Source organism: Paenibacillus sp. EB106-05-06-XG162, assembly GCF_058791655.1.
This window is the reverse complement of record NZ_JBYTDT010000029.1, coordinates 20555-43206: the sequence shown is the minus strand read 5'-3', so window position 1 is coordinate 43206 and position 22652 is coordinate 20555. Positions and strand designations below refer to the sequence as shown.

General features: G+C 49.5%; 13 protein-coding genes. 11 read left to right on the top strand and 2 right to left on the bottom strand.

Annotation, left to right across the window (positions count from 1 at the left end):
* The first annotated feature begins 637 nt into the window (after positions 1 to 637).
* The 7 genes from AC3WU2_RS30210 to AC3WU2_RS30180 all read left to right on the top strand — a co-directional run bounded on the left by AC3WU2_RS30210 (position 638) and on the right by AC3WU2_RS30180 (position 13280).
* Positions 638 to 1435, top strand: coding sequence for a phosphotransferase (locus AC3WU2_RS30210; RefSeq protein WP_492458531.1), 798 nt, complete (start codon positions 638 to 640; stop codon positions 1433 to 1435).
* 464 nt (positions 1436 to 1899) lie between these two features.
* A complete protein-coding gene (locus AC3WU2_RS30205) occupies positions 1900 to 2355 on the top strand; it encodes a DUF4871 domain-containing protein (protein WP_492458530.1) in 456 nt (151 codons plus the stop codon).
* A gap of 465 nt (positions 2356 to 2820) precedes the next feature.
* Positions 2821 to 4002 carry an MFS transporter gene (locus AC3WU2_RS30200; RefSeq protein WP_492458529.1) on the top strand — a complete coding sequence of 394 codons (1182 nt, stop codon included), beginning with the start codon at positions 2821 to 2823 and terminating at the stop codon, positions 4000 to 4002.
* Between the two features lie 63 nt (positions 4003 to 4065).
* Positions 4066 to 5289 (top strand): amidohydrolase, encoded by a 1224-nt coding sequence (locus AC3WU2_RS30195; RefSeq protein WP_492458528.1) that lies wholly within the window; start codon positions 4066 to 4068, stop codon positions 5287 to 5289.
* Between the two features lie 183 nt (positions 5290 to 5472).
* Positions 5473 to 7536: an alpha-galactosidase gene (locus AC3WU2_RS30190; protein WP_492458527.1), complete on the top strand. Its 2064-nt coding sequence runs from the start codon at positions 5473 to 5475 to the stop codon at positions 7534 to 7536.
* Between the two features lie 241 nt (positions 7537 to 7777).
* Positions 7778 to 10873 carry a discoidin domain-containing protein gene (locus AC3WU2_RS30185; protein ID WP_492458526.1) on the top strand — a complete coding sequence of 1032 codons (3096 nt, stop codon included), beginning with the start codon at positions 7778 to 7780 and terminating at the stop codon, positions 10871 to 10873.
* Between the two features lie 88 nt (positions 10874 to 10961).
* The gene (locus tag AC3WU2_RS30180) at positions 10962 to 13280 is read left to right on the top strand and encodes a glycoside hydrolase family 95 protein (protein WP_492458525.1); all 2319 of its coding nucleotides are present in this window, start codon (positions 10962 to 10964) and stop codon (positions 13278 to 13280) included.
* An 89-nt stretch (positions 13281 to 13369) separates the two neighbouring features.
* Here AC3WU2_RS30180 and AC3WU2_RS30175 read toward each other — a convergent pair whose 3' ends face one another.
* Both AC3WU2_RS30175 and AC3WU2_RS30170 read right to left on the bottom strand, forming a co-directional pair.
* Positions 13370 to 14263 carry a carbohydrate ABC transporter permease gene (locus AC3WU2_RS30175; protein WP_492458524.1) on the bottom strand — a complete coding sequence of 298 codons (894 nt, stop codon included), beginning with the start codon at positions 14261 to 14263 and terminating at the stop codon, positions 13370 to 13372.
* Positions 14264 to 14283: 20 nt separating this feature from the next.
* Complete coding sequence (locus tag AC3WU2_RS30170; RefSeq protein ID WP_379349577.1) at positions 14284 to 15255, bottom strand: ABC transporter permease; 972 nt, start codon at positions 15253 to 15255, stop codon at positions 14284 to 14286.
* Between the two features lie 178 nt (positions 15256 to 15433).
* On the opposite strand from AC3WU2_RS30170, the gene AC3WU2_RS30165 reads away from it, so the two are divergent.
* From AC3WU2_RS30165 to AC3WU2_RS30150, 4 genes are all read left to right on the top strand, one after another.
* Complete coding sequence (locus AC3WU2_RS30165; RefSeq protein ID WP_492458523.1) at positions 15434 to 16984, top strand: response regulator; 1551 nt, start codon at positions 15434 to 15436, stop codon at positions 16982 to 16984.
* Positions 16962 to 18722, top strand: coding sequence for a histidine kinase (locus AC3WU2_RS30160; protein WP_492458522.1), 1761 nt, complete (start codon positions 16962 to 16964; stop codon positions 18720 to 18722). Before AC3WU2_RS30165 ends, AC3WU2_RS30160 begins: the two co-directional genes overlap by 23 nt.
* 146 nt (positions 18723 to 18868) lie before the next feature.
* The gene (locus tag AC3WU2_RS30155) at positions 18869 to 20488 is read left to right on the top strand and encodes an ABC transporter substrate-binding protein (RefSeq protein WP_492458521.1); all 1620 of its coding nucleotides are present in this window, start codon (positions 18869 to 18871) and stop codon (positions 20486 to 20488) included.
* Positions 20489 to 20535: 47 nt separating this feature from the next.
* The gene (locus AC3WU2_RS30150; protein WP_492458520.1) at positions 20536 to 22641 is read left to right on the top strand and encodes an alpha-galactosidase; all 2106 of its coding nucleotides are present in this window, start codon (positions 20536 to 20538) and stop codon (positions 22639 to 22641) included.
* The last annotated feature ends 11 nt before the right edge of the window (positions 22642 to 22652 follow it).

The window sequence follows — 22652 nt, the reverse complement described above, 5'->3', positions numbered from 1 at the left end:
AAATACGGCGTCGTGAACTGATGCCCCCCCCCCCCCCCAAACATTTTAAGGCATCCGGATTCTTGATGGGTGCCTTTTCTCAGCAAATAGGCAGTTTAATGCATATGTCGGTATCTCATTAAGTGCCACGTAAATCGCGGCTTCTTTGGGTTTAGTGGAATAAAGTTGTTGTCGGGTTAGAGATTAAACTAACGGGCAGAATACTTGAAAACTAAGTTATGTGAGGTTTTGAAAAAATGGGTTATTCGTTATCCTCGTGCAGGTCTAAGAGTCAGCTGCGACCAAGATAATGATGTTTTTGAGCGGTCTTTTTTGATTTTTTCAACTAAATAGCAAAATAATAGTCTTTTCTTAGTTGGTAGCCCCTGGTAATATCTAATTTAGAGATGTAAAGAGAGGGGAATCTATACTTATGTGGAATACCTTGAAATGATTATTTAATTGGATAGAGACAGTGGCGGTCCTTGGTTCTTAAGGATGCGTTTATTTGTCTATCTTAAATCATTCAAGAGATACATGGTGTGGACAATTAATTTCCCATTGCCGAGCAGATACCTTTGTATATCTACTTTTATTTATGGGAAAAAATACATCTCTATTGACACAATCATAGAGTCCCGAAATTGGGGGAATTTTAATGAAAAGCCAGTACGAAAAAGAAGAAGCACTAACTGGAGGGAATGTCTCCAGTGTATATCGTTTGGGAGATACGGTTCGACGAGAATTAAAGCCTGATAGTGTTAAAATTCATACATTGTTAAAGCACCTTGAAAGCAAAGGCCTACATGGCGTGCCAAAGTTTCTAGGTATTGATGAAAAAGGGAGAGAGATCTTATCCTTTATCGAAGGAGAAGCTGGCAATTATCCGTTAAAAAAATACATGTGGTCGGATGAGTCTTTAAAAGAGATCGCAAAAATGCTTCGTCTCTATCATGATGCGGTGAGTGATTTTCCAATGGAAGAACGTTGGCAACCCATTGATAACACCCCGCAGCCATTTGAGGTGATGTGCCATAATGATTTTGCCATCTATAATATTATTTTTAATCGCGAAGAACCAGTAGGTGTGATTGATTATGATTTGGCTGCTCCTGGTCCAAGACTTTGGGATATCGCCTATACGCTTTACACTTGCGTTCCTTTAAGTAGGCTTTATCATACGGAAGCAGGCGAAGCCATTTATTATGATTCGTTAAAGGATGCTGAGCGAATCAAACAAAGGGTTAAATTGTTTTTTGATTCCTATGGTATGGAGGGAATAGATAAAGGGTTTTTAGAGATGGTATTGCTACGAGTAGAAGGATTATGTAAAACTATGCAAAGGAAAGCCAAAGAAGGCGATATGGCGTTTCAAAAAATGATCGACGAGGGACATTATGATCACTATCAAGAGGAACTTCGATTTATTCGTGAACACGGAAAAGAGTGGAATTAAGAGACAAGTCTTGGTGAACCAACGGAGTGTAAGCGTGAAAAAAGAGACCATCTTTTGAGAGTCCACTGAAAAGTAAAACGTGAGGCCTTCCCCGACTTTCAGTCGGGGAAGGCCTCACTGTTTTTGTGTATGGTTGTATCAACTTAAGGTGGTGTGTCTCTTGCTTCCAAGCCCTGGTGAACAAATACGTTAATCCAGTCCTTATTTCGTTATCTATGATATTGTGGTGCTTAAAGACAATGTGCTTCGTCAAATCAAAGAACTTGTAGATTTCAGTAAGCACCTATTCGATTGAACTAAAGGGACACGTTAGTAAACGAAACAAGGAGTAGATTGCCGCGGCAGCTGCTCCTTGTTTTATTAAGCTATTGGGCAGGTTAGTTTAACAAATACTAAAATAAATCTCCTCTTCGAAACCATAAATGGTAAGATTAAGTAAATGATTCGAAAGGAGATTAGTTGAAATGATTTATCCTAAAATTGTATTGATGGCAGTATTGTTGTTACTGGCAGGATGCTCAGCAGAAAAACCTATTCCCGAGAACAAGGATTGGAAAGTCAGCCATCTGTTTAAATCAGGTGCCTATACGATGATTGGACAAGAAGGAAAATTGGGGTTTATTTATGATGATGGTGAAGTAGTCCGTTTTTACCCGAATAAAAAACAAAAATATATGTGGCACTTCTGGGGAAAACCTGAAGAACTACAAGGTTCATTAAAAGTAATGGGTATTAGCAAAGAAACAGGAGATAAAATCACTGTAATTGAAGCCTTAGCATTAGGTGGACCTAATAATGGAGCTGACGAACACACTCCTTCACAAATGACATTACCATCACCTGGTCTTTGGAGATTAGATGCTTATATCGGTGAAAAACTTTTTGACAGTATTACGGTTCAAGTACACGATCAAAAATGAAGAATATCGTTACGCTAACGGGACACGTTAGTTGAACAGGGCGAGGAGCAGTTTGCTACGGCAGCTGGCTCCTTGTTTTTATTAAGCTAAAGGGCAGTTTTGCATGGGCGGGTGTTGTTGAGAACAGATTGGTTGAGGCTATTCCTGGTTATGAGTTAATACGCCTCTGGTTGTTTCTGATTGTAAAAGCAGTAAAGACATGATCTTGAACAAAATACAGAAACGCACCGAGCCACTGTAAAATATCTTTAATGGCGCTAGCCGTTTCTCATTTGATCGGGCGTCAGACTTAGATGCTTACGGTTGTAAACGAATAGAAACCAAAAACTGTCGCATTTGCGGCAGTTTTTGTTTCACGCATCTAGTATATGAAAAACATTCGTTTCTTAAAGCTTTTACATATTTCCCATACCGTTCGGATGTATGTTAGCATGGACTTGGCATTAGAAGGAAGGAGCTCTCATCATGGTATCGAAGTCAGCATTCCCACTATTACTACTCAATATGTTTCTCGCAAATTTAAGTATGGGTCTCGTTATTCCCATTCTCCCCGAGCTCCTTACATCGTTTCAGGCAGGTGGACAAGCGGCTGGATACTTGGTTTCCTGTTTTGGACTAACCCAATTTCTGTTCTCGCCGGTTGCAGGCAATTTGTCAGATCAACGCGGGCGAAAACCTATGATAATTATAGGGTTGATTCTATTTGCTTTCTCGAATCTATTAGCCGCCTTAGCTGGCGATCTATCCTTATTGTTCGTCTCAAGATTGATTGGCGGAATCGGTTCAGCAGCGCTTATTCCAGCCATTATCGCGTACGTTGCAGACATTACGCCGGATCAAGAGCGCAGTAAGGCGATGTCTTGGTTAGGGGCATCCATGACATCGGGATTCATCATCGGACCCGGGGTGGGCGGATTACTGTCTGAGCTAGGCATCAAGGCGCCATTTTATGCTTCTGCGCTGGTCGGACTGATCGCCATGATTTGTAGTCTGCGGATGCTGCCAGAATCGTTAACGCCAGACATTCGCCGGTTGCGCCAGCAAGCGAAGGAGAATGTCTTTCAGCAAATTGGCCGATCCATTCACTCACGCTATTTCATTTTATTACTTATTGTTTTTGCGATTTCCTTCGGCTTGACCCATTTTGAAGCGATATTCCCACTCTTCGTCGTGCAGAGCTACGGATTCACGACACGTGACATATCGATCCTGCTGACCGTATGTTCGTTAATCGCTACCGTCAACCAACTTGTGCTTACAGAACGAATCGCCCGTCGATTCGGGGAGAAACGGGTCATTGCAGCCATGCTCATGTTGTCCGCAGTAACATTAATCGGTTTGATCTTCTCAGGTAATTTCTTGTATGTCATGATCGTGACGATGTTATTCTTTACGTTCAACAATATTCTGCGGCCCATGATGAACAGCATGCTGTCCAGGGAAGCAGGGGATGAACAAGGTTTCGTCGCGGGTATGAACAACGCCTATACGAGTCTTGGCACCATCTTCGGACCGATGCTCGCAGGAATTCTATTCGATGTTCATATCAATTTGCCTTACCTATTCGGTGCCTTCGTCTTGGTGCTGAGCTGCTTCGTGTCGTTAACACGACTTCGTAGTCAAAGTTATCGCACATCGCACGAATAGGGTACGAGGCTGGGATTACGCAAGGTGAAAAAAAGCGAATCTAACCATGGAGGGACAACAATCATGCAAGAGATGTATTGGCTTACCAATGTGAGATTAGAAAATGGACACATCGTTCAAGAGGGCAACGTCGTAGGAACGAAAACGGAGTTGTACCATTTGCAAATTCAAGCGGGAAAGATATCGAACATCTTGCCTGCGACAGAACCTTTACCTAATGATGAAGGGCCTCGGAAGGATGCGAAAGGCTTGCTCGCATTGCCGTCCTTCATAGAGAAGCATTGTCATCTAGACAAGACGCTGCTTGGCGACCGCTGGCGCCCCGTTCAACCGGCTGCTTCCATTATTGAGCGATTCGAAATGGAGAAGAATACGATTCCTACGCTTGCAACGACGATGAAGGAACGTGCCGAGGCGTTGCTTCACGTTCTACTCCAAGCCGGGTCAACCCATGTCCGCACGCATGTTGATATTTATCCCGAGGTCGGACTGCGTCACTTGGAGACGATCCAAGAAGCGTTCGCTGCATTCGATGGCAAAATGTCTTATGAAATCGTTGCTTTTCCTCAGCACGGACTCCTGCGGACACAATGTTATGATCTCATCAAAGCTGCGGTACGTCAGGGCTGTGGCCTGGTCGGAGGCGTAGATCCGCATCATGTAGACGGAGACATGGAAAAATCACTGCATCAGATGATGGAGCTGGCTGTCGAAGGAAATGCCGATATTGATCTGCATCTGCATGACGGAGGACGGATCGGGTTAGATACGATCAAACGGCTGGCACAGCTGACGGAGCAAGCAGGATGGCAAGGACGCGTATCTATTAGTCATGCATTTGCACTAGGCGATATGGAAGGACAAGAAGCAGATGAACTCGCCTATCTATTAGCTGAGAATGGTATGACGATCATTACAAGCGTGCCGCTTGCCAGAACGATGCCGCCGGTTCCTTTTCTTCACCAGCATCGTGTGCCGGTAGCCGTAGGTTGCGATAATATTTTTGATTCGTGGTCTCCTTTTGGCAACGGGGATGTGCTTGAGCGTGCCGGCCGATTGGCAGAACGGTTCGGAAGCAGAACGGAGCTGGATTTGGCACGAACACTACATTTTATTACTGGAGGCAAGACCCCATTAGATGAAGAAGGTTATCAAGTATGGCCTAAAATGGGTGATGAAGCGAGCATCGTATTTGTCGAGGCAAGCTGCTCGGCAGAGACGATCGCTAGAAGATCGAAACGCCCAGCCGTGATGTATCAAGGCAAGATCGTATCTGGATCGTTGTAGGCATGGGATCATTTATAACACATTTAAGCTCGTCAAAGCGCACAAGCTGTTATTATACCTCCTATAACTTCGGCGCTTTGCGCTATCAATCGAGACATTGTTGCATGGAGTGTATGCTATCCCTCTCTTATACTGTTCGTAGATAGGTTCAATCTAGCTACACACAAGGAGGCAGACAGTGGCATGAAGTGCAGCAAGGAGAATACCGTAAGTTGGAGCAATGAAGTGAACAATGTCTATGTTGCGGATAACGGGCGCATCCGTGTCGAGATCGACTTGGCGCATGGAGTATATGCTTGTATGCGGCCAGGTTTTTTTGAACTTAGCGAGGTATACAGCGCCTTTCGTTGGCAGGGTCGGGAATATCATTCCGGGCTTTATGACCGCCATGTGCTTCAAGCTGAGCCCCAGGCGATTGAAGATGCGTTCGGCCGAGGCATCCATTGGACGATTCGGCATGAGTCGTCAACGATTCCAACGATGGAGCAGCATTTCTATGTATACGAGGATCATGCGTTTTTCTTGACGAAAGCTGTTATCGCGAGTACAGAGGAGACGCAGGTTCGGCGCATTTCAGTCTTGAAGACGAACAAGTTGACGGCAGCGCAGCCATCCTCGCCGCAAGACGAGCTGCATGTGCTCCGCGTGCCTTACGACAATGACAAGTGGGTGCGTTATACGGCAAGACCGTTCCCGCTGGAGACGGAAAGCTACGAGGTGACGGTCTTGTTCCGCCCCGCGTGCCGGAACGGGCTTCTCATCGGTTCGATTACGCATGATGTCTGGAAATCAGGCATTCGAATCAAAGGGGAACACGCAGGTCAGGTCGATGAGCTTGAATTCTATGGCGGAGCGGCCGGTGAAATGACGCGAGACGTGCTGCCTCACGGTTATGTGATCGGCACGCGCATTGAATCTCCACTTGTGCTGGTCGGCTTTTATGAGGATTACCGGGATGGCCTCGAGGAGTATGGATGGGCGAATACATGCGTTACGGCTCCGCTGCCTTGGGCTGGCGGTGTACCGTTCGGATGGAATAGCTGGGCTGCGGCCATGAGCAATCTGGATTATGACTTGTATACTTCAACGAGCGACTTCTTGAAACATGAGGTGCAGCCGCTAGGGTTCGAGAATGACCAGACGCTCTATATCAATTTCGACGCATTCTGGGATCGGTTCACCAAGGAGGAGATGGAGGATGCGCTGCGAAGAGTCCGGAACAATGGACATTTAGCAGGAACCTACTGGACGCCTTTTGCGTTCTGGGGCAGCGTGACGCAATTCCAAGACACCGTCGAAGGAACGAATGGGCAGTATACCTATGCAGATATCCTGCTGAGGGATGATGCAGGGGAAGTCGTCGCGGACATAGCAGGCGGGCTCGCGATCGATCCGACGCATCCAGGAACCCTTGCGCGAATCGACTGGTTCACGCAGAAGATGATTGCCGAAGGCTTCTCCTACGTGAAGCTTGATTTCATGGCACATGGTGCGCTGGAAGGCAGGCACTACCATCCGGAGATTACGACTGGGATTGCCGCCTATAATTACGGGCTCTCGCATCTAGCGAAGAAGCTGTCACCGGAAGCCGCAGGCCGAGACATCTTTGTTAATCTATCGATTGCGCCGATGTTCCCTTACGCCTACGCGCATAGCCGGCGAATCTCCTGTGACGTGTTCGGGACGATTCAAGATACGGAGTATCTCTTAAATTCCGTCACGCATGGTTGGTGGATGAATCAGTCGTTGTACCGCTACAATGATCCCGACCATGCGGCCATTTACCGAAGCTGCAACCAGGAGCCGACGTCATGGCATGAAGGGAGAAGCCGGTTTACGGCATCGGTGATCGCCGGCACGGTACTGCTTCTTGGCGATGATTACCGCAACCCGGAAGCCGCAGAGCGGGCGAAGGCCTGGCTTGGGAATCGCGAGATTAACGGGCTTGCGCAGTTAGGTAGAACGTTCAGGCCGGTCGAAGGGAATTTCGGAGATCGCGCTTCGGATGTCTTCGTGCTGGATCGATTAGAAGATTCATCCGTCATCTATCTGGCGGTGTTCAACTTCAGCGACAAGGAAGTCGCGCATAAGTCGATATCGCTAGAGCGGGTTGGCTTGGAGTCGAATCAATCCTATTGTGTTTGGGATATATGGGAAGGCGTGGAGCAAGAGACGGCGAAGGTGCTGCAAATAACTTTGGAGCCTGCCGAGTCTAAAATCTATAAAATTACGCAAAGCAAGGCATGACGGACGAATTCATCTGAAGCTGAAAAGACCATTTCCCGCAGTGGGGAATGGTCTTTTCCTTAGATGCAGCTAAGATCGAAGTCGATCCGGTTACCGGATTGGATCGCTTCCTCCATGGGCATTGTTGAGCAAAAAAATCTATGAAAGACGTTTTCAACTATGAAACGTAACTATGCGTTATAGATCGTTCGGACATGGCTCCTTACAATAGGACGTAAGTACAGTTCGAGGAGGCAATAGGATGATCAATCGGATTCAAACGAGGTATTTGGCCATGCTCCTGATTATGGTATTAGGCAGTTCATTATGGCCTGTATGGAGTTCTGCGGAGTCTGCAAGTGCGCAATCTGAAGCTCTTTTCACGAACAAGAATAAGAAGGTAAAAGTCACTAACGGCAAATATGAACTGAGTTATGATCTTACGACGGGTACAGGCGATTTCTCGTGGTCTGGCACGACGATGGTCAGAGGATTTCATTCGGAAGTGAAGCTAGCGGAGCGTGAAGAGCGATTAAGCTCATTAGATGCCGTGACCCGCACCGCCGAGTGGAGTTCACTTCAGAATGATGCTTACGGGAAGCATGGGAAGAAGCTGACGGTGATCAATACGTTCGCTTCCGGCATAACGATGGATGTGAACTTTTACGTCTATCCGAAGTCATCTTACATTCTTGTCGATATGCAAGTTCATGATGACAATCAGCTAACTGTCGAGATCCTGGAACCGATTACAGCCGATAACCTGGATATCGGCGCAGGTAAGGACAAGCGGATCTTCACGACGCCGTATACGAATAACTTCGACTTTGGGGTAGCACCCGTCGATCAATTCGGTCACAGTCAGAATGGCGCGGACCGCTTCCATGGCGAGGAATTGACATGGGAGAAGTTCAATGGGATTAGCCATTGGGTCGCATCGATGTTCGATAACACGGACAAGCAAGGCATCGTTGCGGGCGCGGCGACCGTGAAGCAATGGAAGAGCAGCCAGAAGCTCGGGGAAGCGGCGTCGAAGAATGGCGCGTTAACCGCGTTCTCCTTGTATAACTGGGGCGGATCAATTCACGGCAAGACCGTTGCTTCGGACAAGTTCTTCCTTGGGTTTTATGAGGATTATCAACAAGGCTTAGAGGAATACGGAAGCGTATACAACATGGGAGAACCGCATATGGAATGGCAGGGTGAAGTGCCGATGGGGTACAACACCTTCTATTCGCACGACAGCTACGCAACCGCCGAAGCGATGTATCCGATGGTCGATTATGTGGCAGAGCATTTGAAGCCGCTTGGTTATCAATACTTCAATTTGGATGGGGGATTCCAGCCTGAAGGCGGAATGCCGTTCGAGGATGCGATGGCCAAGTTCGCCGATTATGTTCACGCCAAGGGATTGAAGGTCGGAGGCTATTCGACCCCGTTCACGATTTATGAGGGATGGCTGGACTTGCCGGTGGAAGGCTCGAATTTGACCCATCGGGATATCTGCCTGCGCGATGAGCAGGGCAATTTAATCAAGACCTATTTGAATACCTACGCGCTGGACGCAACGCATCCTGTCGCGCAGCAAGTGATTAAGCGCAACGCCCAACAATATATTGCATGGGGCTTTGACTATTTGAAGCTGGATTTCATCGATATGGGCATGTATGAGGGCAAGCACTACGACCCATCAGCCAACGGCATGCAGAATTATCGCATCGGCCTCGGCATTATCCGCGATGCGGTGCTCGCAGCGAACCGCCCGATCTACATTAACGAGTCGATCGCACCGCTGCTGCCTGCCGCATTCGCCCATGGCCGACGTACCGCTTGCGATACATCACTCGGCGTAGCGAGCTACTCGGGGATCGAGCGGCAAGCGATGAACAGCGCTGCTTCCTGGTGGACGAATGGAACGCTGTACGCCTACAACGACCCGGATATGTACCTGCCGGAATACGTAATTCAGGGCTTCTGGCACAAATACAGCCAGCGGGACGCGCAACTCCTGGCGACGACGGTAGCACTCGGTGGCGGACATTGGCTGCTCGGCGATAATCTGCCGTTTGTCGCGGATGACCGATGGAAATGGGTGGAGAACAAGGAGCTGTTAGCGCTGGTGAAGCAGGGTAGAGCAGCAAAGCCGGTGAGCATGACCAATTTCTATCATCAAGAGGAGCATTCGCCATCCGTTATTTATACGACCGATGCCGAAGACAATCGGATCGTCGGGCTGTCGAATTGGACGTCGGAGGAACAGAATATTACGGTGAAGTTCGAAGATCTCGGACTAAAGCCAAATCACAACTATGCCATTACGGAATTATATAGCGGAGATCAACAAGGAACAGCAAAGGGCAGCTATACATATAAGCTCCCGGCCAAAGGGACCGCGATCTTGCGCATCACGAAAGGCAAGGGGGCAGTCGAGGCTGATACACCCGTCAATCTAGCGCTGGGCAAGCCGGTACTAGTCTCCTCCACTTGGGCTGATCCAGGTTATGATGCCGCGCGCATTACGGATGGCAATGAAGCAACACGTTGGAATGCCGCGGATGGACAAGTGAATGATCAATGGGTTGAAGTGGATTTCGGACAGGACACGATGCTGAATCAGGTCGTCATCCAAGAGTTTAGGGATACGAATTTCCGAATTGCGAACTATGCTCTGCAATACTGGGACGGCGCGAATTACAAGGATATTACGAAAGGGTTTACGGTAGGCGACCATCGGAAGCTGACGTTCCCGGCCTTAACGACGTCTAAGATCCGGTTGATACTGAAGACGAATTATGGCGTGCCTTCGATTAACGAAATCGAGGCTTATCATATACTGGATGCGGGTGGGCAGCGTATCGATCAAGACAGCAGTGGGGGCGAGTACAACTACTATTCGGATATTCGGGCAAATGTAGAGCGCATGCAGGTCTTTACGCTGGAGCATTCCGACCTGCCGAAGCTGGACATCTACATCTATGAGAGCTATGTCAATGCAGTGCCCAAAGATGCTTATTACTTCGATCTCGTGATCTTGGACGATGCAAATAATCCGGTGGATACGATCTTCTCCGCATCGCTCACGCCTTATAACATACCGGGATCCGTGTCTCCATATTCGATTTATCCGAGACTGAAGGGGCTGGAGGTAACGAAGAAATATGGCCTCATCTTGAAATCTCCTCGATCCACATATACGGAAAGTACGGATAACAACTACGGCTTCGCATATCGTGATGACAATCCGTATGCGAAAGGAATGGCTCGATTGTCGCTGGACGGCGGCCAGACATGGACAAATGAAGAGCAGCGAGATTTGCTATTTACGGTCTATACGGCGAATCCATGGAATCGTCCGTAGCATGCAAGCATGAGCAAGGCGGTTCCGGATGATCGGAGCCGCCTTTTCACTAGCTACATCAGATCATGAATGAGAAGGAGAATGAGACATGAGTGGAATGAAACTGTGGTATAACCACCCTGGCACGGAGTGGTCGCAAGGACTTCCGATCGGCAACGGAAGAATCGGCGCGGTGATTTATGGAGGCACCGATGCGGAGACCTGGAGTGTGAACGAAGTGACGTTCTGGTCGGGCCAATCCGAGCCAGCGGTAAGTGAGTCGAATGGAAAAGCTGATTTGCAGGCGATGCGGGAGCATTTTTTTGCAGGCGACTATGCGGCAGGAGATCGATTGGCGAAGCAGATGCTGCAACCAAGGAAGCAGAATTACGGCACGAACCTGCCGCTCATGGATGTATTGTTCCGGTTCGCAGCATCGGGCAAGGCGGAACAGTTCAGCCGAGAGCTGCAGTTAGAGCAGGCGATGTACCAAGCGTCCTACAACGTAAATGGTAAGAAGATCATGCGTGAGGTGTTCGCAACCCATGCGGATCATATTGTTGCAGCACGTCTTTGGGGAGAAGAATCCGGGAGCATTTCCTTCCAGCTTGGTGTTGCAGGACGAACCGCATCATTCGCAGCAGAGATCGTGAACGAGGATACCATCGCCTTCCGATGCCAGGCAACGGAGCAAGTCCACAGTAATGGGACATGCGGTGTCTGGAGTGAAGGACTTATCAAGGTGATCACGTCTGGCGGCACGTTGCACGAAGAAGCGGGGCAGCTCGTCGTCACGGGCGCCGATGAGGCTTGGATCTACTTGGCGGTGAACACGGACTATCGTGCCGAGGGCGGAGCGTGGAAGCAAGCTAGCCCGAAACAGATCGAACGCGCAATCGCGAGTGGATATGACGCATTGCGGGTCGATCATATCAAAGATTATCGCCGTCTCTATGACAGAGTTACGATTCAGCTTGGCGAGTCAGAGCATCCAAGTCTCCCGACGGACGAACGTCTGCGGTTATTGAAGACGGGACAAGCTGATGACCCCGAACTGTTCGCGTTATTTCTGCAATACGGCCGTTACTTGATGATCGCCGGTTCGCGGGAGGACTCGCCGCTGCCATTGCACCTGCAGGGCATCTGGAACGATGGGGAAGCCTGCCGGATGGGATGGAGCTGCGACTATCATCTGGATATTAATACGGAGATGAACTACTATCCGGCGGAAGTGACGAATCTTGGGGAATGCCATCAGCCATTAATGCGTTATATCGAAGCGTTATCGCAGGCAGGACGCGCAGCAGCTCGCGATTTCTACGGCAGCGAAGGCTGGGTAGCGCATGTCTTCTCCAATGGTTGGGGATTCACGGCTCCGGGCTGGGAGACGTCTTGGGGGCTCAACGTGACGGGCGGATTATGGATTGCAACGCATTTGATGGAGCGTTATGCCTATAGCTTGGATCAAGATTTTCTAGCGCAGCGTGCTTATCCCGTCTTGAAGGAAGCGGCCGAATTTTTCTTGGATTATATGACGGTCCATCCGAAGCATGCTTGGCTCGTCACGGGACCTTCGAATTCACCGGAGAATCACTTCTACAGCGATGATCGGAGGCAAGGCGTGCAGCAGCTGTCTATGGGATCGACGCTGGACCAAGTGCTCGTACGCGAATTGTTCACCTTCTGTCTGGATGCGGCGGATCGGTTGCAGAGTGACCTTGCCCTCCAAAAGCAGTTAAGGGAGGCAATCGCGCTCCTGCCGCCGCTGCAAATCGGTAAGAACGGCCAGCTGCAAGAATGGCTGGAGGATTATGAAGAAGCGCAGCCGGAGCATCGGCATCTCTCGCACCTGATGGCGTTGTACCCGGCTCATCAGATAACCCCGGAAGGGACGCCTGAACTCAGCGAAGCAGCTAGAGTCAGCCTGGAGCGGCGAATGGCGCAGGATGAGCTGGAGGATATTGAATTTACGGCAGCGCTCTTCGGGCTCTATTTTGCACGGCTACAGGACGGGGAGAATGCGTACAGACACGTCTCCCATCTCATTGGGGGCTTATGCTTCGAGAATTTGCTGTCGTATTCAATTCCAGGCATTGCAGGCGCGGAGACGAATATCTTCGTCATTGACGGGAACTTCGGCGGAACAGCCGCCATCGCCGAGATGCTGCTGCAGAGTCAGACGGGAAGCATTCATGTACTGCCGGCATTGCCGAGGGTGTGGGGATCGGGAACGGTGACGGGACTCCGGGCAAGGGGAAATGCGGAAGTCGATATCGAATGGCAAGAGCACCAACTGGTTCGTACGACGATTTACGCATATGCCGCAGGGAACATCACGGTGCAGTATGGAGGTAAGAAGGTGTCGCTGGATGTCGAAGCAGGCGGGGTATATCGATTGGATCACGCCTTAGATGCTCTGCACGAATAATCAGCTCATGATGAACAAGCGAAAGGGGCGATCCTTGGTCTAAGAGATAGACCAGGGATCGCCCCTTCTTGTTCTCGAATGAAGTTGGATTAACTCTTGATCGCGCCCATCATCATCCCTTTGACGAAATATTTCTGTACGAACGGATAGACGAGGACGATTGGCAGCGTCGCTACCATTGTGACTGCCATCCGAATGCTCTCACTGGATACCGGGACGCGGGAATTGCTCTTCGCCAGCTGCTGCGCATCGGACATCATGCTCGCAGTCTGGAATTGATTCAGAATTTTGACCAGGACGGCTTGCAAAGTTTTCAGCTCCGGCTTGTAAGTGTAGATGTACGAGTCGTACCAGGAGTTCCAGTGCCCAATGGCCAGGAACAGTCCGATCGTCGCGAGCACAGGTACGCACAGCGGCATGACGATGCGGAAGAAAATCTGCAGGTCGTTGGCGCCATCGATCTTCGCGGACTCTTCGATCTCGCCGGGCAGCTGTTCGATGAACGTACGGACCAGAATCATGAGGAAGACGCCAATCAGTCCCGGGAAGATGAAGACCCAGAAGGAGTCGATTAATCCTAGCGATTTGATGACCATGTACGTCGGAATCAATCCGCCGCCGAAATACATCGTAAAGACGAAGAAGAACGAGAAGAATCGCCAACCGATCAGATGCCGCTTACTCAGCGAGTAGGCGAGCATGGAGATACAGAAGATCGAGAGCGATGTCCCGATGATCGTACGCAAGAGCGTGACACGAATGGCGCTCCAGATCTCTGGATTACGGAAGATGGTAAGATAACTGTCGAAGGTTATTTCCCGCGGCCAGAAGTATAACCCGCCCCGCAGCGTATCGGTCGCATCATTTAACGAGATGACGAGAATGTTCCAGAACGGGTAGAACGTGACGATGAAGATGACCGTGAGGAACAGATAGAGTGCTGTGTCGAACATATATTCCGCAATGCTTTTTTTGCTTTTCATGATAGTCCCTCCTCGTTGCCCTAGAATAAGGATTGCCCGTTAACTTTTTTGGCGGTGAAATTGACGATGCAGACGATGATAAAGGCTACAACCGAGCTGAACATGCCTACGGCAGAGGCGTACGAGAACATGCCGTTCTGAATCCCGTAGCGGAACGAATACGTCGACAAGACGTCGGAGTAGTCTTTGGTCAGTTCATTGCCGAGCAAGAAATGCTGGTCGAAGCCGGCATTCAGAATGCCACCGAGTGCTAGAATCAATAGAATGACGATGGTTGGCTTCAGGTGCGGTAGCGTAATATAGCGAATTTGCTTGAACCGATTGGCCCCGTCGACCTTGGCAGCTTCATAGAGCTCTGGATTGATCGCTGAAATCGCTGCCAAATACATGATCGAACTGTACCCCATATCCTTCCAAGTGTTGCCGATCGCGACGATCCACCAGAAGTACTTGCCGTTCTGCAAGAACAAGATGCTCTCATCGGTAATATGGAAAAATTTAAGAATTGCATTTATGGCGCCATCCGATGACAGTAGAGTTACGATAATATTCGCCGCGATAACCCACGAGATGAAATACGGCAGATAGGATGCGGTCTGTACCGTTTTCTTGAAGCGGACACTCTTGATCTCATTGATGGCGATGGCGATCAGGATCGGCATCGGAAAAGAGAAGCACAGCGTAATTAACGTGGATGCCAGCGTATTACGCAATACGATCAGGAAGTCGCCGTTCGTGAAGAAGTACTCGAACCAATCGAAGCCTACGAACTCGCTATGGAACAAGGTTGTCCAGAACCCGCCTAGGTTCGGCTGGTAATTCACGAAGGACATGTACAGGCCGACCATCGGTGTATAGGCGAACAACAGGGCCCAGATCAAGGCGGGCAGCATCATGAGGAAAAGGTATTTCTGCTCTTTGAAGACCGTCCAGAGCTTCCGACGAGGAATCGTGAGCTCTCGTCCATCGTGTACGTTCATGTTTGTTTGCATGTATGACACCTCGCAGTTTCTTGTGATAAGAAAATTATAAGATCACGAAAAAATAGATGTCGATATGACAATGTTCCGAATGATGCTTGAAAATAACTTACATTTTGAAAAGGGATTCAGAAAGGCATGCCAAGGAAGCTATAATAAGTTAAAAGTCAGCGAACAAGGAGTGGTCATCATGTACAGCATATTTCTAGTAGACGATGAAGAGATAGAATTAGAAATGATGCGCGACATCATTCGTTGGGAAGAGATGGGGATTTACGTCGCGGGCACGGCCATCAACGGAAAGGATGCGTTGGAGAAAATCCAGACGATCCAGCCGGATATCGTGTTAACGGACGTTCAGATGCCCATCATGAACGGCATTGAACTCGCGAAGCAGGTGACGGAGCAGTTCGATTGGATGAAGATTGTTTTCTTGACGGGACATGATGAATTTACATATGTGAAGTCGGCACTCAATGTCGGCGCCGTCGGTTATCTATTGAAACCGCTGGATCTAGAAGAGATCGGAAGCGTGATGACGCGCGTCAAAGAGAAGTGTGAAGAAGTACGGTTGAAAAATAGATCGATTCAAGTGACCAAATCGAACATCTTGAAGGAACTGATCTATGAGAAGAACGAGGATCGCAAAAGCAACTTGATGGAGAGCTTCGAGCGGTTGGAACGAAGATCCTATCAGGCGGATTATACCGTGGTTCTGGTCTCCATTGACGACCATGTCGAGGAGCGGGAGATGTTCATTGAGGATGCGATGAATCAGATTCGTACGTTCATGGGCCATTATTTCTTCTCGTGCCAGCTGTCCTGGAACGATGTCTCGCTACGTGAAGGGGAGATGCTGATCCTGATGGACAGTCATCCCCGCGTGATGCAGCGCTTGTTCTGGGCCGAGCTTGCGCAGGCAGTGAAGCAAGCACTGCCTTTTATGGTCACGTTAGCCGTCACGGAACAGGTTGGACCACTTGCGCAAGTCCACGCGTTGTATGATCATGCGAGGAAGGTGTTAAGCGAACTCTTTTATACGGGGTACGGCAAAGTGATTTTCGCACAGGATATGCGCATGAATATGGACAGCGATCAGTTGCCGCCTTTTGCAGAGAACGAATTGCTCGTAGCGGTTCAACAGATGGAGGAGGAACGGGTTGTCTGGATGTTGCAGGAGTATTGTACGCGGCTAGTGACACTGCGGGTGCGCAAGAAGTTCATTCATGATTGGGCGCTGGATCTTGTGGGAAGAATTCAGGACCAGCTTCGCAGTAATCCTTCGGATACAAATACGGCGGAGACGCGGGCAAATGTCTACCATGCGATTTATGATTGCCAGACGATCCATGAAATTGAAGAGGCCGTCAGTCAGATACTGAGGCATATGATGGATTCGATGAAGGATCGCTTCACGGATAAGAACTTGAAGCTGGTGCACCAAGTGAGTTCCATTATTCAGCAGACCTATCATGAGCAGATAACGATTACGAGCCTTTCCAGCCAAGTCTACCTGTCACCGAATTACTTGCGGTCGATTTTCAAAGAGAAGACCGGCGTGACGATTCATGATTATTTGACGCGGATTCGGCTCGAGAAGGCCAAGCAGATGCTGTCGGATCCTTCGCTGAAAGTCCAGGATATTGCGCAAAAGGTAGGCTACGAGAGTACTTCATACTTCATTTCCCTATTCCTGAAGCATCAAGGAGTCACACCGAATGAATACCGAAAAAACCTATAAGAAGCTGCGTTTCTGGCAAACGATCGCCCATCGGCTGTCGTGGATGACGGATTTGAAACTGCGCAACAAGTTTATTTTCATTTTTCTGCTATCGATCATCCCATTCTTCGGCATGATTTATTATTCCTATACCTCGACCCGGGATCAGATTACGGAGCAGACGTATGCGAGCTTGAGCGGCACGCTGAATCAAATCAACACGAATATCGAGAATCGATTGGACTACTATCATCAGTTATCCAACATCATGTACATGGACTCGCAGCTTCGCAATTACCTGTCGAATGATTATGAGCAGGCGTTCTATTATTTGGATGCCTTCGAGTACATCAATCGGCAGTTCTCCGCGATGCTCGCACTCAACACGAATATACAGGGGATCACTATTTATACGGATAATAAAACGCTGTATTCGGACGGCGAATATATTCGATATACGGAGGAGCTTCCTGAGGCGGTGCGGCAGATGGCCATTGAAGCGGCGGGCGACACGGTCTATACCCAGATGGACGAGCATACCTTGATTCTGGCGCGCTCGCTGAGCTACTTCAGCCTGACACATCCGTACGGGATCTTGATTATCCAGATTAGCGACGCGGAGCTCTACTCCCTCATTGAGAAAGAGAACAATAACAAAAGCGTCTATATTATCGACCATGCTGGCCGCGTCATTACAACATCTGACAAGAATCTGGCGTCGAAGAAATTATACGATACATTTCCGATCGCGGATGATCTTCAGTCGACCTCCGGCAAGTTCGACAAGCAGGTGAACGGGGAGGATCGGTTCTTCACGTACAAGGCGTTGAGCAACGGATGGAAGACCGTCATCACCGTCCCGTATCATGAGCTGCTCGAGAATACGAATAAGGCGACGGCACGCATCGTATGGGTCGCGGTGATCGCCTTCGCGGCATCGATCCTTTTGATCTATGTGACGACGAAGGTCATTACGAAACGGATTGAGAAGCTGCTTCTCTATATTCGCAAAGTGGAAAAGGGGGATTTCCAGGTCTCCATCCAGTCCATGGGGCATGATGAGATCGGGCAGTTATCGTTCGCTTTCAACAAGATGGCCTCCAAGATTCAAGATTTGATTGAAGACGTGTACGTGAAGGAAATATCGACGAAAGAAGCGGAGTTAACGACGATGCAGGCCCAAATCAATCCGCATTTTCTATACAATACGCTCGCCTCGATCTCCTCGCTTGCATTGAAGGAAGGCGGCACCAAGGTCTACGAGATGGTGAACTATCTCGCGAAATATTACCGAATCTCCTTGAACAAGGGCAAGCGGATTATCCTCGTGAATCAAGAGATTCAACTGGTAAAGAACTACATTGCGATTCAAGAGATTCGATTCCGGGGCATGCTGCATATGCATTATGACCTCGACGAAGAGCTGTTCAAATATACGACGATCAAGCTAATTCTGCAGCCGTTCATTGAGAATTGCATTAACCATGCCATCTGTCACGAGTCGGGCATTAATATCATTGTGAAGCTCTATGCGGATGGCGAAGATATCGTATTCCAAGTGATCGACGATGGCGCGGGGATGCCGCCAAGGAATCTGGAGGATGCCTTCCAGACGGCGAATAATCTATCAGGTTACGGGATTAAGAACGTCAATGACCGCATTCAGCTGACCTATGGCAATGCGTACGGCGTCGATGTCTTTAGCCGGCTGGGCATTGGGACGACAGTAACTGTGCGCATCCCGAAGCATCACAGCTAAGAGATGACCTAGCCATTCAATGATGAAAGACGTTTTCCACTATGAATAATAACATTGCGTTATAGATTATCGAATCAAGGCTTCTTACAATTAATCTTAGATTCAGTAGGCAACCATCAATACGAACTTCAGAGAGGGGTTAATGTATGAAGAAGGTAAACTTAGTTGTATCGGCGGTATTGGTTCTGTCTTTGCTGGCTGGCTGCGGTTCGAATTCGGCTTCCAATGAGACAGGTTCAGGAGCAGGATCGAATTCGGCAGCGAACGATACAGCTCCGATCAAGCTGACATGGTTCGATAAGAATACGGGCGATGCGTTCACGAACCCGGTAGCGAAGGCGATTACAGAGAAGACAGGCGTAACGGTGGAGATCCAGCAGCCGACAGGGAACCCGCTCGAGAAGCTGAACTTGATGCTCGCGAGCAACGATTTGCCGGATGTTCTCATGCTGGATCGTGGAAGCGATATCATGAACAAGTACATTGCTTCGGGGGCGATCATTCCACTGAATGACCTGATCGACCAATACGGCCCGAACATTAAGAAGATGTACGGCGATACACTCAAGAAGACGAGAAGCGCTGACGGGAAGAACTACTATTTGGCAAACTGGTACGGTCTCGAGAAATACCCGGTATTCGGCTTCTTGATGCGGATGGATATGCTGAAGGAGCTTGGCGTCGGCGATAAGGTGAATAACGGTGAACCGTTCACGGCGCAAGAATTCGAAGATTTGCTCGTGAAATTCAAAGAGAAATATCCGACGATCGACGGCAAGCCTTCCATTCCGATGACGCTCAATGGGGAAGATATGGGCAGCGTGCAGTGGACATTCAAGGGGATGTTCGGCATGAAGACCTATTACGAAACGAATGGGGAGCTGAAGAAAGATATCCGCGATCCACGTTACCTGGACATGATGAAATTCATTAACTCCCTGTATAACAAAGGGTTGATCGATAAAGAGTGGGCGACGATGAAGACCAAGCAGTATGAACAGAAGATCGCCGCCGGCAACGTGTTCGCCACAGCGAATGCTTCGTGGAACGTAGGGGCTCCGAATACGCTGCTCAAGGCAGATGCGCCGGAAGGCACGAACAAGGAAGAGCGTCAGCTCTATCAATACAAAGTGCTAGGGCCGAACATTGCGGCCGATCAGACGACATATGGACCGAAGAGCTCCTTGGGCTGGGACGGAGTAACGATCTCGAAGACGAATAAAGATCCGGTGCGTACGATCAAAATGTTGGATTTTTTAGCTAGCGAAGAAGGCCAGTATTTGCTAATGTGGGGATTAGAAGGCAAGGATTGGGACATGAAGGACGGGAAGCACGTTCCGCGCCAAGAAGTGCTGGATGCTTTTACGAAAGATTGGAATGAAGCTTCCAAGACAACGGGCATTCGCAAATGGACATGGATGATCAAGAACGGTCCGGGTTCGGACGGTACGCCTTACGATCTGATCGGACGCTATAAATCGGATCCAACGACGGATCTCGCGATCAAGAACTTGGCGGATACGGCTTACGATACGGCACCTTACGACAATCTGGGTCCTGCAGGCGGTACGCCGGAAGCGATCATGGAGCAGAAGGTGGGCGAGACGATCAACAAGTATTATCTCAAAATGGCGCTTGCACCGACAGAACAGCAAGTTACGGATATGTACAACCAGATGATGAAGGAAGTGGAAGCTGCCGGACTTGCAAAGCTCGAGAAAGTCTACAACGAGAACTATCAGGCACGATTGGAATTGTGGAAGTAACGGGGCAATAAAACATCACGAAATCGTTGAGAGCAGGTGGATAGCTAGTGATTCAGTATCAAGAACAGCATCGCATATTCGCAATTCAGACGAAAGGCTCCTCTTATGTATTCGGTATTAACGCGAAAGGCATTCTGCAGCATCTGTATTGGGGTACACCCGTAGACGTGGAAGATTGCATTCCGCTGCTTACGAACAGGGGCCATAGCTCCTTTGATATGGAACTGGAAAGGGAGATCGAAGAATACAGCTTCTGGGGAGGACTCGTCTACAGCGAGCCTTCCTTGAAGGTCATCTGGCCGGATGGCGTACGCGACCTCTGTATGGATTACGCCGGGCACCAGATGACGGAGCAGGACGGCAAAGAAACCTTGATCATTACGATGAAGGACCGCGCTTATCCGATTGAGGTGCATTTAACTTATGCAGTCATCCCGGCGTTCGATCTCATTGAACGTTCTGTGAAAATCGTCAATACAGGCCAGCACGACATCGTCTTGGAGAGCATGCAATCTGCGGCATGGAGCCTTCCAGCCTTACCCGATTATCGGTTAACGCATGTCACGGGCAAATGGTCCGGGGAATTCCAGCTGCGCAATACCGTTCTGTCGGAAGGGAAAAAAGTGCTCGAATCCCGCAGAGGCTTCACGGACGGTCATGCGAATCCATGGTTCGCCGTGGATAGCGGGCAGGCAACGGAAGAGCGCGGACAAGTCTGGTTCGGCGCGCTGGCATGGAGCGGCAACTGGAAGATCACCGCCGAGAAATCGTCATTCAACCAAGTCCGGGTGAGCGGCGGGATCAATGATTTCGATAGTGAATGGATCCTTGGTCCGGGGGAGAGCTTCGATACGCCAATGTTCGTCGGCGGGTATACGGAAGGCGGATTCGGCGAAATGAGCCGGCATCTCCATCATTATCAATACCAGTATATTATTCCGAGCCAAGAGCCGCGGAAGGTATTGTATAACTCTTGGGAAGCGACTTATTTCGATGTGAATGCGAAGGACCAGATGGCGTTGGCGGAACGTGCGGCGAAGCTAGGGGTAGAGCTGTTCGTCGTCGATGACGGCTGGTTCGGCGCACGCAACCATGATCGAGCGGGGCTTGGGGATTGGTTCGTGAACCAGGAGAAGTTCCCCAAGGGATTGAATGAACTGATCGAGAAGGTGCACGCGTTCGGCATGGAATTTGGCATTTGGGTTGAGCCGGAATCCGTCAATCCGGACAGTGAGCTGTACCGCCAGCATCCGGATTGGGTCTATCACTTCCCGACGCGGGGACGGACAGAGCTGCGCAATCAGCTGCTGCTCAACATTTCGAAGCCGGAAGTGAAGCAGTATATTTTAACGTTCATGATCGATCTGCTATCGAAGCATGACATTACGTTCATTAAATGGGATATGAACCGTACGATCACAGAGCCGGGCATGAAGGATCATCCGATTCATCGTCAGAAGGAAGTATGGATTCGCCACGTACAGACACTGTATGAGATTTGGGCCGAGCTGCGCGAGCGCTTCCCGCATGTCGCCTTCGAGACGTGTGCTGGCGGGGGCTCACGGATTGATCTTGGTATCCTTCGCTATGCGGATCAATCGTGGCCGAGCGATAACACGGATGCCTTCGATCGCCTGAGCATTCAGGAAGGATTCTCGTATGCGTATCCGCCGAAACTCATGACCTGTTGGGTGACGGAATCGCCTAGCGGCATGAATAAGCGAGTGACGTCACTGGCGTACCGCTTCCACAGCGCCATGATGGGGACGCTCGGGATCGGGTCGAATCTGAACGAATGGAGCGATGAGCTGATCGAGCAATCGGCTGCCTTCGTACAGCAGTACAAAGACATTCGCCCGGTGATTCAATACGGACAGCAATACCGGCTGCCAGCCTTGAAGCATAAAGGCGTTACAGCCGTACAATATGTGAGCCTAGACGGCTCGGAGAGCGTCCTATTCGGGTTCCTGCATTCCCAGCTTCTTGGGGAACCGCTGCCGCGACTTCGTCTGCAAGGGCTTCAAGCCGATCAATCTTACCGGATCGATCAGCTCGAAGGCACATGGACGGGTCGGGCGCTGATGAACATTGGTATCGAGCTGCCGCTGCGAGGCGATTTCGATAGTCTGATGTACCGCATACAGCGAGTCTAAGCCGGAATAAT

Coding starts and splice junctions, on each gene's coding strand:
- AC3WU2_RS30190 (WP_492458527.1), top strand. CDS start 5,473: ATGAAGTGCAGCAAGGAGAATACCGTAAGTTGGAGCAATGAAGTGAAC.
- AC3WU2_RS30175 (WP_492458524.1), bottom strand. CDS start 14,263: ATGAAAAGCAAAAAAAGCATTGCGGAATATATGTTCGACACAGCACTC.
- AC3WU2_RS30200 (WP_492458529.1), top strand. CDS start 2,821: ATGGTATCGAAGTCAGCATTCCCACTATTACTACTCAATATGTTTCTC.
- AC3WU2_RS30155 (WP_492458521.1), top strand. CDS start 18,869: ATGAAGAAGGTAAACTTAGTTGTATCGGCGGTATTGGTTCTGTCTTTG.
- AC3WU2_RS30160 (WP_492458522.1), top strand. CDS start 16,962: ATGAATACCGAAAAAACCTATAAGAAGCTGCGTTTCTGGCAAACGATC.
- AC3WU2_RS30170 (WP_379349577.1), bottom strand. CDS start 15,255: ATGCAAACAAACATGAACGTACACGATGGACGAGAGCTCACGATTCCT.
- AC3WU2_RS30185 (WP_492458526.1), top strand. CDS start 7,778: ATGATCAATCGGATTCAAACGAGGTATTTGGCCATGCTCCTGATTATG.
- AC3WU2_RS30210 (WP_492458531.1), top strand. CDS start 638: ATGAAAAGCCAGTACGAAAAAGAAGAAGCACTAACTGGAGGGAATGTC.
- AC3WU2_RS30195 (WP_492458528.1), top strand. CDS start 4,066: ATGCAAGAGATGTATTGGCTTACCAATGTGAGATTAGAAAATGGACAC.
- AC3WU2_RS30205 (WP_492458530.1), top strand. CDS start 1,900: ATGATTTATCCTAAAATTGTATTGATGGCAGTATTGTTGTTACTGGCA.
- AC3WU2_RS30180 (WP_492458525.1), top strand. CDS start 10,962: ATGAGTGGAATGAAACTGTGGTATAACCACCCTGGCACGGAGTGGTCG.
- AC3WU2_RS30165 (WP_492458523.1), top strand. CDS start 15,434: ATGTACAGCATATTTCTAGTAGACGATGAAGAGATAGAATTAGAAATG.